The following is a 13,149-nucleotide window of genomic DNA, read 5'->3' on the forward strand; positions in this document are numbered from 1 at the left end:
GATATCGGCGTCACCGACGCCTACACCCACCCCGACTCCGACGCCCACCCCGACGCCGACGCCGACGCCGACTCCGACTCCGACTCCGACTCCGACGCCGACGCCCACACCTGCGCCCACTTGGTCAAAGTGCGCGGAGGAGTGGCAGACCTGCTCGTTCTCCGGCACACGGCAAGTGCGCTACGGCCTCGGCGGTACCTGGGTGACGCGCACTGCCACCGGGTCGATCGGCTGCAATAACAGCGTCTTCGGCGATCCCCTGCCCGGCGCGGACAAGATCTGCGAAGTCGAGACGTTGTCGCCTTCTCCAACACCGACTCCGACGCCTACTCCAACCCCCACTCCGACTCCGACTCCGACTCCGACTCCAACGCCGACTCCATCGCCAACACCCGCGCCGGCCCCCGGTGGCTGCGCCGGCATCATCGACCGCTGCTTCGACCTGACAGCACCGAGCGTGACCAGGTACAAGGGCGACAAGAGCGCCGCCGCGTCCTACACCTTCGACGACGGGTATCCGTCCAGCACGACTGTCGCCGGCATCTTCGAAAGCTTCGGTTATCGCGCGACTTTCTTCATCATTCCGGGCGCGATTGGCGATACCGAATGGGGCACGTGGAAAGACCTCGCGGCGCGCGGCCACGAAATCGGCAACCATTCAATGACACACACGATCGACATGGGCGATCCATCGGTATCGGATGCAACGCTGCAGACCGAGATCAACGCCGCGCAGGACCGCATCGCACAGAATCTCGGCATCAAGCCGCTGAGCTTCGCCTTCCCGTGGCATTCGTACACCGCGCGTGCGCTTTCCGTGGCGGAGTCGCGCCATTACTCGGTGCGCAAGATGTCGAACGGCGAAAGCAATTACCAGTTCGCCTTCTTCGACCAGGACCATGATGCGTCGCTTTCAGCCGCCCTCTCCACCGTCAACGACCAGCTGCGCTTTGTCGTCGACAACGGCGGCTGGTTCGTCGCCGGCGGGCACGGCGTCGACGGCGACGGCTGGAGCCCGGTCACGTCGCAATTCCTGCGCGACCACCTGACCTTCGCGGGCCAGTTCTCTTCGCGCCTGTGGATCGACACTTACCTGAACGTGGCACGCTACCGGTTGTGCCGCCCGCAAGTCTCGGTGACCGCGACGGCGTCCTCGTCGACGCAAGCCACGGTCTCGGTCGGCGGCAGCTTCAATGGAGAACTGTGCACCGCGCCTTTGACGGTCAGCCTGCCGGTGAAGGAAGCATGGTCCGGCAACGTCGCCGCACGCTACAGCGACGGCTCGGCCGTGCCGGTGACGCGCACGTCCGGCAAGCTCTACCTCGACATCCGTCCAGGCAGGACGGCTACGGTCGAGATTTCCCCGTAACCGGCCGCCGGTATCGCTTATCGATACCGACGGATCATTCCTGCAGCACCAGGATCAAATATCGATCCTTTTTCGCGAGATTCGACGACACTCCTCTCACCAACAACAACGGAGAGGAATGCAATGAACGTCGTCATCCACCGCGATACCAAGGCATGGCAGCTGCAGGTCTGGATCTCTTTTGCCGTCGCCGTCTTCCTGTGCGGCGTCGGTCTCGCCTGGCTGCCGGGCAAGGACCTCGACCGCACCTTCATGGTCATGGGCTACTTCTTCTGCCTGACCACCGCCTTCGTCCTCGCCAAGTTCGTGCGTGATGCGGACCAGGCGGCGCGCGACGGCAAGCCGGCCGACACGCCGCTGTTCCGCTATGTCGTCTGGACCAGCTTCTTCCTCGCGATGGCGCTCACCGCCTGGGGCCTGCTGCGCATGGAAATCAACGAGACCTACAAGGCCTTCCTCGGCGTGAGCTGGCTCTACCTCATCACCTGTGCGTTCACGCTCGCCAAGACCCTGCGTGACAGGCACGAGGCTGACCTGCACGACGCCGCCTGATCCACTTTTACCCAATGGAGAATGTCATGAACAAACGTTTCACCCTGTCCCTGCTCGCGGCGGTCCTGATCGCATCGGGCACGAGCCAGCCGGCGCAAGCGCAGAGTGGCGCGTCCGCATTGAGCGCGATATCTGCACTCCCCGTCGCCTCGGTCATCGGCACCGGAGCGGTTGCCGGATCGGTGGTCGCCGTCCCCGCGATGCTGTCCGTCGCCGGCACGGTGCTCGTAGTCAAGGCGGTGGAGGTGAGCGCCTACGGCACGGTGCTCGTGCTGGAGCGCGCCTCCGACGGCGCCCGCGCCAGCGTGCATGTGACCGGGAATGCGCTGGCCGCATCGGGTATGGTCGCCGGTACGTCGATCATGGTCAGCGTGATCGGCGCGGGTGTCGTGCTGTCGGCTGCCGGCCAGGCGATCGCCTTCATCCCCAACGCGCTGGGGCAAGCGCTCCTGCACAACGAACAGCTCACCGACTGACATGAAGACCAGGATAACTATCGCCGTAGCCGCCGCCCTGCTCGCAGGCACGGCCCACGCAGGACGTTCCTGCGAGCAAAAGCCGCCGACCGTGCAGACTATCGACCGCGGCCTCGCGCTCGCGGCGCGCACCCAGGAAATGCTCGATACACTCGGCCAGGACGTGGTCGTGCTCGCCCGCGCCGGCCAGGACCTGACGAAGTACGGCCAGCACTACTCGCATATCGGCCTCGCCTACCGCCAGCCCGACGGCAAGGGCGGGCATGTATGGCGAGTCGTGCACAAGCTCAACCACTGCGGCACGGCGGAAGCGGCTGTCTACCGGCAGGGGCTGGGCGAGTTCTTCCTCGACGACCTGTGGCGCTACGAGGCAGCGTTCTCGATGCCGTCGCCTGACGTGCAGCAAAAGCTGCTCGCCGTGCTGCCAGACGACAGGGCGGTAACACGCCTGCACCACAAGCCCTACAGCATCGTCAGCTATGCCTGGGGCAAGACCTACCAGCAGTCGAACCAGTGGACGATAGAAACCATGGCGGCTGCAGTCGATCCCGAGGTGCGCACACGCGCCAAGGCGCAGGCATGGCTGCGGTTGCGCGACTACCGGCCAGCGGTGCTGAAGCTGGACGCGCTGACGCGGCTGGGCGGGCGTATCGGCGCGGCCAATGTGGCCTTCGACGACCATCCGTTGGAGAAGCGGTTTGCGGATCGTATCGAAACGGTGACGGCGGATTCGGTGTTCAGGTGGATGGAGCGGACGGGGCTTGGTAGTGCGGCCGTCCCGGTAGGGATTGATTGACGCGGCCTCGACGGTACGCTTGTTTCCTACGCGCGTACTGTCACGACATGCGCCTGGATCTTTCCATCGACTGCGCCCGATCCAAAGCGCTGTGCAATGAAACGCTCGGCCACGTCCGTTGCTTCGTTCAATCGCGACGCATCGCGAGCTTCGATCTCGTTGCGCAGTGGTGTGCCCTGGCAGTACGCGACTGCGGGAATGCGAGGCGACACCGCCCGACTGCGAGCAGCAACGGTCACGATGTGCGGCGGCTCCAGGAATCCGGCGGCCGAAAGGTCCCGTTCGATTGTTCCAGTGTCGTGATAGCCGTGGGGCGTACGCGCCAGGAAGCGCGGCGGATTTTCGGGGAAGACGGTCTCGAGCGCGTTGGTGACGGCCTCGGCAAACTCGTTCTCCTCGATCCGGTCCCAGACGTTGAACAAAAATACGCCTCCCGGCTGAAGCACACGGCGCGCCTCGGAGAATGCCTTGGGCCTGTCCGGGAAAAACATCGCGCCGAACTGGCAGACAACCGTGTCGAATTCGCCGTCACCAAAGGGCAGCGCCATCGCATCCGCCTGCCGCCACGCGACGGGGCGCGCTGTACCGACCGCGGCGGCCTGGTCGAGCATTGCCTGGTTCAGGTCAGTGGCAATGATCGATACGCTTTGGTCCAGCCCGGATGCCAACGCACGTGTCACCACGCCCGTGCCAGCTGCGATTTCCAGGAGCCGGGTGACGTTGTTCGACCTTGACCGCGCCGCAAGATCCGCCGCGTATGGCGCGAAGATGAGCGGCACGAGGAGGGTTTCGTAAAGTTTGGGGATGGAGCCTGCGAACAGCTTGTCAGTGTCGGTCATATCCAGTCCTCCTGCATGGGCAAACAGGTACGCCGATGCTGTTGACAGTATAGAGCCGCAGGGCCGTAAAGCGCAGCGGCTCACACCGCAACAACTTGTTCATTTCCGGCTTGTACTGCTTCAATAGAATGGCAGGTGCTACGCTATTTCGCCCAACGCAATGCGCCCCACGAAAATCCGGTATCCACAACGTGCGTCGCACCGGAACGGGCGACAAAAAACAATCTGCTTTTCGTCATGGTATTGAGATGGAGAACGGCTACGGGGCCGAGTGACAGGCAACACAAAGCTTGTTGCCTTCCGTGTCGCGGAAATACGCGCCGTAATAGTTGGCGTGGTACTCGGGGCGAAGGCCGGGCGCTCCTTCGGAGGTGCCGCCATTGGCCAATGCAATTGCATAGGCTTGATCGACATCGTCCCTCGACTGCGCGAGGAAAGCGATCATTTGCCCGTTACCCGCCGCGTGGGGCTGTCCGTCGAACGGTCTGCCGATGAGAAACAGCGGCCGCGGTTCGGGATGCGACTGCCAGCCGGCCCAGGGGCGTTCCTTGTCGCAGAAGCGCTCCTGAACGCCGAGCACCGGCATGAGGGCGCGGTAGAAGGCAAGAGCCCGCTCGAAGTTGCTGACGCCGAGGAAGACGTGAGAGAACAATTGCGATGCCTCCATTTGATCGTTGTTCCGACGCCTCATTCAAGTGCGGCAGGGCGGAAGGCACTGCGCTTTTCCACCCTACGCTGCTAGTCGACCGCCCCATTTACAAATGTTGCTGTCGCGTCGGTGATGCGCTTGAGGACATCGTCCTTGCCCTTGATGCCATGTCGTTGCGCCATATATTCGCCGGCGTTGTAGCTGACCATCACCTTTCCGCTTTCGTCTTCCCACGCGAGAATCTTGAGCGGAAGGTCAATGGCTGCGAGGGGATATTGCGGAAGCAATGGCTGCAGTACTGTGCCGCGGCCAAAAATCAGCAACTGTGAAGGGGGAATCTTTCCGCCCTGTGCAGAAGCCAGGGACTGGAAATCAACTCTCGCAAATATCTGAAATCCATTCGCCGCCTTGACTGCAGCTTCAATCCTGTCCATCGTTTCTGGAACCGAGTACTTGCTCTGGCGCGTGATGACCCCTGCTTCCTGTGCCATCACGCCAATCGACCACAGAACTGTGACGAGAAACAGCAACGTCCTTTTCATGGAAGCCTCCTTCAGGTAGACGATGGTTTGCGACCACAGACATGAATGAACAACAGGCATCACGTTACCCAGTATATACACCGCGCCGCGCCTCCCACAGGTTAGAATTGCCGCACCGCACCACCCAGCTCCACCCGTAGAGAACCCCATGGCCCGCCTCAAACTCGACTTCCCCGAAGACCAGTACTACTACTCCACCACCCTCACCGTCCGCGTCACCGACATCAACGGCGCGAACCATCTTGGCAATGACTCGATGATCTCGATGATTTCCGAGGCGCGGGCCCGCTTCCTGTTCGACTTCGGCATCGATGACACCCTCGGCGAAGGCGTGGGCATCATCGTCACCGACCTGGCGACGACCTACCGCACCGAGTCGCATGCACGCGACCAGCTGCTGTTCGAGGTGGGTGTCATGGATTTCAACAAGTACGGCGGCGACATCACCTTCCGTATCACGCGCCCGAAAGACCAGGCGCTGGTGGCAATGGCGAAGTCGGGGTTCGTGTTCTTCGATTACGTCAACAAGCGTGTCGTGCCGATGCCGGAACCCTTTCATCGCAAGTTCGAACGGGTCAACTGGGCCGGCTGAACGTCCAAAAGTTGCTAGACGGGCACAAACTTGCGAGTGCCCACTACCCGTAGAAAGGCTGTATCCGGACTAATCCCTACGCCTCATCGGAGTATCTTGATGCATATCAAGGTTTCCGTGGTGTACCATTCGATAGCATGGTTTCGCTATGTACAGCGTCGATGACACGAACACTTCGTGGCGAATTGGCGATGCATGGCGAGTGGTCCAACGGCGGGCCTGATGCATCGAAGCACTCCATGGATCCCGTCCGCCCGGCTCCTCGTCCATTGCATTTCCGTCAAGCCCGATCGTCGTCGCGCTGGCCGATAAATCGCCAAGAACGGGAGCTGCAATGGCAGACAACAAGGCACCTACCAGGGCGCAGGAACTGCGCGCCTTCCTCCTCCTGACCGTCATCACCGCGCCCATCCTGGCCGTCGCGGTGGTCGGCGGCTACGGATTCAGCATCTGGATGATCCAGCTGATGACCGGCTCCCTGCCGACCAGCTGAGGCGTACATGGAAAAAGAAATCCACATCGCCGGCATCGTCGTCTACGCCCAACCCGCCGAGCTCGGCTCTGTCCGCTCCTGCATCGAAGAGGTGCCGGGAGCCGATGTCCATGCCGGCGAGTCCGGCAAGCTCGTCGTCACCCTCGAAACAGAAAGCACCAAACGCGCACTCGACATCATGGATGCCATCCGCGCACTGCCCGGCGTCCTCGATGTCGTGCTCGTCTATCAACATGCCGAACCTGAATCGGCTCTCGACCAGGAGGTCTCACAATGAAGCTCACTCGACGCGACTTCATCAAGCAAACCGCTGCCGCGACGGCAGCCACGACGGTCGGCATCCCGATCCATTCCATCGCCTCCAATGTCGTTACTGACTCCTCGAAAACCCAGATCCAGTGGAGCAAGGCGGCCTGCCGCTTCTGCGGCGTGGGCTGCGGCGTCAACGTGGGCGTCAAGGATGGCCGCGTGGTCGCCACCCATGGCGACATCAATGCCGAGGTCAACCGCGGCCTGAACTGCGTGAAGGGCTACTTCCTGTCGAAGATCATGTACGGCAAGGACCGCCTGACGCAGCCGCTGCTGCGCATGAAGGGCGGCAAGTACGACAAGAACGGCGAGTTCACCCCGGTATCGTGGGATGCCGCGTTCGACATCATGGCGCAGAAGTTCAAGGCGACGCTGAAGGACAAGGGTCCGGCAGGCGTCGGCATGTTCGGCTCCGGCCAGTGGACGATCTGGGAAGGCTATGCGGCCGCCAAGCTGTTCAAGGCCGGCTTCCGCTCCAACAACATCGACCCGAACGCGCGCCACTGCATGGCGTCGGCGGTGGCCGGCTTCATGCGCACCTTCGGCATGGATGAGCCGATGGGCTGCTACGAGGATGTCGAGGCGGCCGATGCCTTCGTGCTGTGGGGCTCGAACATGGCCGAGATGCATCCCATCCTGTGGACTCGCATCACCGACCGCAAGCTGTCGGCGCCGCATGTGAAGGTGTGCGTGATGTCGACCTACGAGCATCGCAGCTTCGACCTGGCCGACCTGCCGATCGTGTTCACCCCGCAGACCGACCTGGCGATCCTGAACTACATCGCCAACTACATCATCAAGAACAACAAGGTCAACAAGGACTTCGTCAACAAGCACACCCGCTTCGTGATGGGCAATACGGATATCGGCTACGGCCTGCGTCCGGACCATCCGCTGCAGAAGGCGGCAAAGAATGCCGGCCCCGATGCGGGCGGCAGCAAGCCGATCAGCTTCGAGGAATATGCGAAGTTCGTCAGCACCTATGACGTCGACTACGCGTCGAAGCTGTCCGGCGTGCCGAAGGACAAGCTGCAGCGCCTGGCGGAAATGTATGCCGATCCGAAGGTCAAGGTGACGTCCTTCTTCACGATGGGCTTCAACCAGCACACCCGCGGCGTATGGTGCAGCAACCTGCTGTACAACATCCACCTGTTGACCGGCAAGATCGCGACGCCGGGCAACAGCCCGTTCTCGCTGACCGGCCAGCCGTCCGCCTGCGGCACCGCGCGCGAAGTCGGTACCTTCTCGCACCGCCTGCCCGCGGACATGGTGGTCACCAATCCGAAGCACCGCGAAACCGCTGAAAAGATCTGGCAGCTGCCTCCCGGCACGATCCCGGACAAGCCGGGCTTCCACGCCGTCGTGCAGAGCCGCATGCTCAAGGACGGCAAGCTCAATGCGTACTGGGTGATGGCCAACAACAACGTGCAGGCCGGCCCGAACGTGATGCAGGAAATCCTGCCCGGCTGGCGCAACCCGAGCGCATTCGTGGTGGTATCCGATCCCTATCCGACCGCTTCGACGCTCGCCGCCGACCTGGTGCTGCCGACCGCGATGTGGGTGGAAAAGGAAGGCGCATACGGCAATGCGGAGCGCCGCACGCAGTTCTGGCACCAGATGGTGGATGCGCCGGGCGAGGCGCGTTCCGACCTGTGGCAGCTGGTCGAGTTCTCCAAGCGCTTCAAGATGGAAGAAGTGTGGCCGAAGGAATTGCTCGACAAGGCCCCGCAATGGCGCGGCAAGACCATGTACGACCTGCTCTTCAAGAACGGCGTGGTGGACAAGTTCCCGAGCTCCGACATCGAGAAGGGTTATGCGAACGCGGAAGCGAAGGCCTTCGGCTTCTACCTGCAGAAGGGCCTGTTCGAGGAATACGCGCAGTTCGGCCGCGGCCATGGCCACGACCTGGCGCCCTTCGATACCTACCACCAGGAGCGCGGCCTGCGCTGGCCGGTGGTCGACGGCAAGGAAACGCGCTGGCGCTACCATGAAGGCACCGATCCGTACGTGAAGGCGGGCGAAGGCTACAAGTTCTACGGCCATCCGGACGGCAAGGCGGTGATTTTTGCGCTGCCCTACGAGCCACCGGCGGAAGCGCCGGACAAGGACTTCCCGTTCTGGCTGACGACCGGACGCGTGCTGGAGCACTGGCACACCGGCACGATGACGCGCCGCGTGCCCGAACTGTACCGCGCGGTGCCGAACGCGGTGTGCTACATGCACCCGGACGACGCGAAGCAGCTCAACGTGCGCCGCGGCGACATGATCGAAGTGGCCTCGCGCCGCGGCTCGATCCGTACCCGCGTGGAAACCCGCGGACGCAACAAGCCGCCGCGCGGACTGGTGATGGTGCCGTTCTTCGATGCCAGCCAGCTGATCAACAAGGTCACGCTGGACGCGACCGATCCGATCTCGTTCCAGACCGACTTCAAGAAGTGCGCGGTCAAGATCACCAAAGTATAGGAGCCTGACATGAACATGAAAAAACTCCTCATGACGCTGCTCCTGCTGGTGCCGCTCGCGGCCCCGCTGGCACAGGCGATTGACTTCCAGGACGGCATGCGCGGCGCGACGCCGCTCGACCAGACCACGCAACCGCCGCCGATCGCCAACACCGACAACAGCGACATCAAGCGTGCCCGCAATTACGCGATGCAGCCGCCGGTGGTCCCGCACAAGATCGACGGCTACCAGCTCGACAAGAATGCGAACAAGTGCATGATGTGCCATGCGCGGACGCGCACGCAGGAAAGCCAGGCGCCCATGATCAGCGTCACGCACTTCATGGACCGCCAGGGGAACTTCCTCGCCGAACTGTCGCCGCGCCGCTACTTCTGCCTGCAATGCCACGTGCCGCAGGCCGACCTGAAGCCGCTGGTGGAAAACGACTTCGTCGACGTCGACACGATCATGAGCAAGCCCCCCGGCAAGCCGTCCCTCGCCCCTGCGAAGAAGAAGTGAGGTGCCGACCATGAGACAAGTCCTCAAGACGTACTGGGACATCCTGCGGCGGCCCGCCACGCACCTGAGCCTCGGCTTCCTGGTGATCGGCGCGTTCATCGCGGGCATCGTGTTCTGGGGCGGCTTCAACACCGCGCTGGAGGTGACCAACACGGAAGCCTTCTGCACCGGCTGCCACGAGATGCGCGACAACGTGTTCCAGGAGTTGCGCAACACGATCCACTACGCCAACCGCAGCGGCGTGCGCGCGACCTGCCCGGACTGCCACGTGCCGCACAAGTGGACCGACAAGATCACGCGCAAGATCAAGGCGTCGAAGGAAGTGTGGGGCAAGATCTTCGGCACCATCGACACGCGCGAGAAATTCGAGGCGCACCGACTGCAGCTGGCGACGAACGAATGGAACCGGCTAAAGGCGAACAACTCGCTGGAATGCCGCAACTGCCACCAGTTCGAGTCGATGGACTTCACGAAGCAGAGCAAGCGGGCCACGGATGCGCATTCGACCCAGCTCGCCAGCGGCGCGAAGACCTGTATCGATTGCCACAAGGGGATTGCGCACCAGCTGCCGGATATGGCCGGGGTGAAGTAAGGATATTCGCCGTCGTCCCCGCACAGTCGGGGACAAGAAAGCGATAAAGAAGGCGTCTTCCTGAATGCAGGAAGGCGCCTTTTTCTTTTACCCCGCCGCCCGCAACTTCCTGATGATCTCCGCCATCCGGTAAGGCTTGGTGACGATTTCAAAACCGTCGGTGCCCGGTTCCTTCTGGTTGAAGGTATTCGACGCGTAACCCGACGCCAGCACGATCTTCGCCTGCGGTGCAATCGCCCGCACCTGGCGCGCCAGTTCGACGCCGGTCATCGCCGGCATCACCACATCGCTGAAGACGACATCGATGTCCGGCGTGCGCCGGATGATCTCGAGCGCGTCCCTGCCATTGCTTGCCGAGAGCACGTCGTAGCCGAGCTGGCGGAACAGTTCCACCGCCACCTCCAGCACGTCCGGCTGGTCATCAACCACGAGTGCCTTTTCCGGCAATCCTTTCGTGGCGCTGTCCTGGTCCGACGCGCCGTCCAGCGCGGGCAGGTAGAGCATGACCGAGGTGCCGAGTCCGACAATGCTTTCGATGGCCAGGTCGCCGCCCGCCTGCTGCACGAATCCGTAGACCTGGCTCAAGCCCATGCCGGTGCCCTTGCCGATCTCCTTCGTGGTGAAGAAGGGTTCGATGGCGCGCGACACGACTTCGGGCGGCATGCCTGCGCCGCTGTCCTTGACCATGACACTGACATACCTGCCGGGTGCAAGGTTGTTCACCTCGGTCTTGCCGAGCTGGACGGCTTGCGTGGACAGCACGATGGTCCCGCCTTCCGGCGTGGCATCGCGCGCGTTGACGACAAGGTTGAGCAACGCCGCCTCGAATTGGGTCGCGTCGATCATGGCTTGCTGCAGTGCCGGATCGAGACGCAGTTCGAAGTTGACGGCGGCGCCGGCCGCCCGCCGGATGACGGCTTCAAAGGAACCGATCACGCTGTTGATGTTGTGCGCTTCCAGCTTGAGCGGCTGCTTGCGCGCGAAGGCAAGCAACTGCCGCGTCAGCGTCGAACCACGATCCGCCGCACGCTGCATGCTCTCGAGCACCTTCAGCGCGCGCGGACTGCTGAGTTCCAGCGCTAGCACGTCGAGGCCGCTGACGATGACATTGAGCAGGTTGTTGAAGTCGTGCGCAACGCCTCCGGTGAGCTTGCCGATCGCTTCCAGTTTCTGCGACTGGAACAGCGCTTCGCGCGCGCGCTCGAGCGCCTCTGCCGTTTCGCGCCGTTCGGTGATGTCACGGGTGACCTTGGCAAAGCCGATCAGGGTGCCGGACTCGTCGCGAATCGGGTCGATCACCACATGCGCCCAGAAGCGCGTCCCGTCCTTGCGGATGCGCCATCCCTCACCCTCGAAGCGTCCTTCCCTCTCGGCGGTGGCCAGCGCATTCCACGGCAGCCCGCGGCTGCGGTCCGGCTCGCTATAGAAGCGCGAGTAATGGGTGCCGACCACTTCATCCTGTTCGTAGCCCTTGATGCGGCGGGCGCCGGCATTCCAGTTGGTGATGGTCCCGTCCGGCGACAGCATGTAGATCGCATAGTCGGTCACGCCCTGCACCAGCAGGCGGAAACGCTCCTCGCTGGCGTGCAGCGCGTCGGCCGCTTTCTTCTTTTCGGTGATGTCACGCGTGATCTTCGCGAATCCTGCAAGTGCACCGTCGGGCATGTAGATGGCATCGATCACGACATTCGCCCAGAATCGCGTGCCATCCTTGCGCACCCGCCATCCCTCGTCTTCGAAGCGGCCGGTCTCGATGGCGTTGCGCAGGTTGCGGGCGGGAATGCCGAGCGCATTATCCTCGTCGGTATAGAAGCGCGAGAAATGCTGGCCGATGATTTCCTCGGCGGCGTAGCCCTTGAAACGCTGTGCGCCGGCATTCCAGCTGCTCACGATGCCGGTGGGTGACAGCATGTAGATGGCGTAGTCGGTGACGCCGGCGACGAACAGGCGCAGCCGGTCGGCTTCGCCCGGACTGATCATGGGCAAGGTCGAATCCATTTGCATCATGGCCCCGCCGCTTCGAGGTGAGTCATTGGAGATAAGGTGGATGGGGGAACCGTTCGATTGTATCGGTTACCGCATGACGGCGTGACAACGCCGCCCCATTCGTTTGCAGGACATCAAGCGCCTGCAATATCGTGCCTCTTGCGCAGGAGGCATATAGCTTTGATACGTCGCTTGGAAAAATATCCTGAGAATGTAAGTATTTGTGACAGAAGTCACATCCATTGGGACGCCGGCGGAGTGTAATGGCGGCGTAATCTCCAAAGTTTTATTTCTGGCCCGCAGCCGCAAGGCGTGCGGGCCTTTCTTTTTTCAGGCTGCCGGGATGTCGCGGAAGGCGATGTCTTCGACGTTGAGCCGCCATCCGCTGCGCGCCGGAGGAAAGGTGCGCACTGCGTCGGGCGACGACATGCGTTCGAGGGACCGGCGCCACCTTGCCTGCGCACGCATGCAGGCACCGGTGACGAGCAGCGCGACGGCCCAGATGAGCAGGAATCCCGGCGTTCCCTGGCGTACCAGCATGGTCACGGCAAGTGCGAACGAAAGCAGGAATCCGAATCCGCCGAGCAACCATCCGAAGACGATGGCGCGGGGACGGGTCAGCAATGGGGTGTTGTGCATGATGAAGCGAGGCAACGGGACGAGGGCAGGCTGATTATGCACAGGCCGCCGATGGAATGCGATGGAAAATGGTTATCTGCTGGAAGGATTTCAGCGACGTTGCCAATGCGAAAGGAAACTGAAAGCCGCCGGACGTTACTCTCCTCCCCGCCATCCGGCAACACCAGTCCGCCCGCCAGCCTGCGTGAGGCGGACATTTTCACTACAGGGAGGAGACAGGCATGAAAAAACAACTACTGGCCATGGCCGTGCTCGGCGCAATGGCCGCGACGGCATCGGCGCAATCGAACGTCACCGTCTACGGCCTCGTGGACATCGGCGTGGCTTTCGAGCGTGGCGGTGCCGCAGGCTCGG

General features: G+C 62.6%; 15 protein-coding genes and 1 pseudogene. 11 read left to right on the forward strand and 5 right to left on the reverse strand.

Annotation, left to right across the window (positions count from 1 at the left end):
- The 5 genes and pseudogenes from AYR66_RS29515 to AYR66_RS10865 form a co-directional block, all read left to right on the forward strand.
- Window positions 1-240 (forward strand): annotated as a pseudogene (locus tag AYR66_RS29515) (hypothetical protein); the annotation flags it as partial.
- 217 nt (window positions 241-457) lie between these two features.
- Window positions 458-1,369: a polysaccharide deacetylase family protein gene (locus AYR66_RS10850; RefSeq protein WP_206047140.1), complete on the forward strand. Its 912-nt coding sequence runs from the start codon at window positions 458-460 to the stop codon at window positions 1,367-1,369.
- A gap of 123 nt (window positions 1,370-1,492) precedes the next feature.
- Window positions 1,493-1,921 (forward strand): YiaA/YiaB family inner membrane protein, encoded by a 429-nt coding sequence (locus AYR66_RS10855; RefSeq protein ID WP_088707500.1) that lies wholly within the window; start codon window positions 1,493-1,495, stop codon window positions 1,919-1,921.
- Window positions 1,922-1,947: 26 nt separating this feature from the next.
- Entirely contained in the window at window positions 1,948-2,397 is a 450-nt protein-coding gene (locus tag AYR66_RS10860) for a hypothetical protein (RefSeq protein WP_088707501.1), read from the forward strand.
- Between the two features lies 1 nt (window position 2,398).
- Complete coding sequence (locus tag AYR66_RS10865) at window positions 2,399-3,193, forward strand: DUF2145 domain-containing protein (protein WP_088707502.1); 795 nt, start codon at window positions 2,399-2,401, stop codon at window positions 3,191-3,193.
- 26 nt (window positions 3,194-3,219) lie between these two features.
- On the opposite strand, the gene AYR66_RS10870 is transcribed toward AYR66_RS10865, so the two are convergent.
- The 3 genes from AYR66_RS10870 to AYR66_RS10880 all read right to left on the reverse strand — a co-directional run bounded on the left by AYR66_RS10870 (window position 3,220) and on the right by AYR66_RS10880 (window position 5,223).
- The gene (locus AYR66_RS10870) at window positions 3,220-4,038 is read right to left on the reverse strand and encodes a class I SAM-dependent methyltransferase (protein ID WP_170942297.1); all 819 of its coding nucleotides are present in this window, start codon (window positions 4,036-4,038) and stop codon (window positions 3,220-3,222) included.
- 253 nt (window positions 4,039-4,291) lie between these two features.
- Entirely contained in the window at window positions 4,292-4,684 is a 393-nt protein-coding gene (locus AYR66_RS10875; RefSeq protein ID WP_088709746.1) for a VOC family protein, read from the reverse strand.
- Between the two features lie 86 nt (window positions 4,685-4,770).
- Window positions 4,771-5,223: a DUF302 domain-containing protein gene (locus AYR66_RS10880; protein WP_170942119.1), complete on the reverse strand. Its 453-nt coding sequence runs from the start codon at window positions 5,221-5,223 to the stop codon at window positions 4,771-4,773.
- A 148-nt stretch (window positions 5,224-5,371) separates the two neighbouring features.
- Here AYR66_RS10880 and AYR66_RS10885 point away from each other — a divergent pair, with 148 nt between their 5' ends.
- The 6 genes from AYR66_RS10885 (at window position 5,372) to AYR66_RS10910 (ending at window position 10,170) form a co-directional block, all read left to right on the forward strand.
- A complete protein-coding gene (locus AYR66_RS10885) occupies window positions 5,372-5,815 on the forward strand; it encodes a thioesterase family protein (RefSeq protein WP_088707505.1) in 444 nt (147 codons plus the stop codon).
- Window positions 5,816-6,149: 334 nt separating this feature from the next.
- Window positions 6,150-6,308 (forward strand): periplasmic nitrate reductase, NapE protein, encoded by a 159-nt coding sequence (locus AYR66_RS10890; RefSeq protein ID WP_088707506.1) that lies wholly within the window; start codon window positions 6,150-6,152, stop codon window positions 6,306-6,308.
- Between the two features lie 7 nt (window positions 6,309-6,315).
- Window positions 6,316-6,585, forward strand: coding sequence for a chaperone NapD (locus AYR66_RS10895; RefSeq protein WP_088707507.1), 270 nt, complete (start codon window positions 6,316-6,318; stop codon window positions 6,583-6,585).
- Complete coding sequence (gene napA, locus AYR66_RS10900) at window positions 6,582-9,080, forward strand: nitrate reductase catalytic subunit NapA (RefSeq protein ID WP_088707508.1); 2,499 nt, start codon at window positions 6,582-6,584, stop codon at window positions 9,078-9,080. Before AYR66_RS10895 ends, napA begins: the two co-directional genes overlap by 4 nt.
- 9 nt (window positions 9,081-9,089) lie before the next feature.
- Entirely contained in the window at window positions 9,090-9,578 is a 489-nt protein-coding gene (locus tag AYR66_RS10905) for a nitrate reductase cytochrome c-type subunit (protein ID WP_088707509.1), read from the forward strand.
- Window positions 9,579-9,588: 10 nt separating this feature from the next.
- Window positions 9,589-10,170, forward strand: coding sequence for a cytochrome c3 family protein (locus AYR66_RS10910; protein ID WP_088709747.1), 582 nt, complete (start codon window positions 9,589-9,591; stop codon window positions 10,168-10,170).
- Window positions 10,171-10,257: 87 nt separating this feature from the next.
- Here the strand turns inward: AYR66_RS10910 and AYR66_RS10915 are convergent, their stop codons facing one another.
- Both AYR66_RS10915 and AYR66_RS10920 read right to left on the reverse strand, forming a co-directional pair.
- Window positions 10,258-12,177 carry a hybrid sensor histidine kinase/response regulator gene (locus tag AYR66_RS10915; RefSeq protein WP_272938335.1) on the reverse strand — a complete coding sequence of 640 codons (1,920 nt, stop codon included), beginning with the start codon at window positions 12,175-12,177 and terminating at the stop codon, window positions 10,258-10,260.
- 309 nt (window positions 12,178-12,486) lie between these two features.
- Window positions 12,487-12,795, reverse strand: a complete 309-nt coding sequence (locus tag AYR66_RS10920; RefSeq protein WP_088707510.1) for a hypothetical protein — start codon at window positions 12,793-12,795, stop codon at window positions 12,487-12,489.
- Window positions 12,796-13,149: the final 354 nt, after the last annotated feature.

Source organism: Noviherbaspirillum denitrificans (genome assembly GCF_002211445.1).
Classification (GTDB): Bacteria; Pseudomonadota; Gammaproteobacteria; order Burkholderiales; family Burkholderiaceae_D; genus Noviherbaspirillum; species Noviherbaspirillum denitrificans.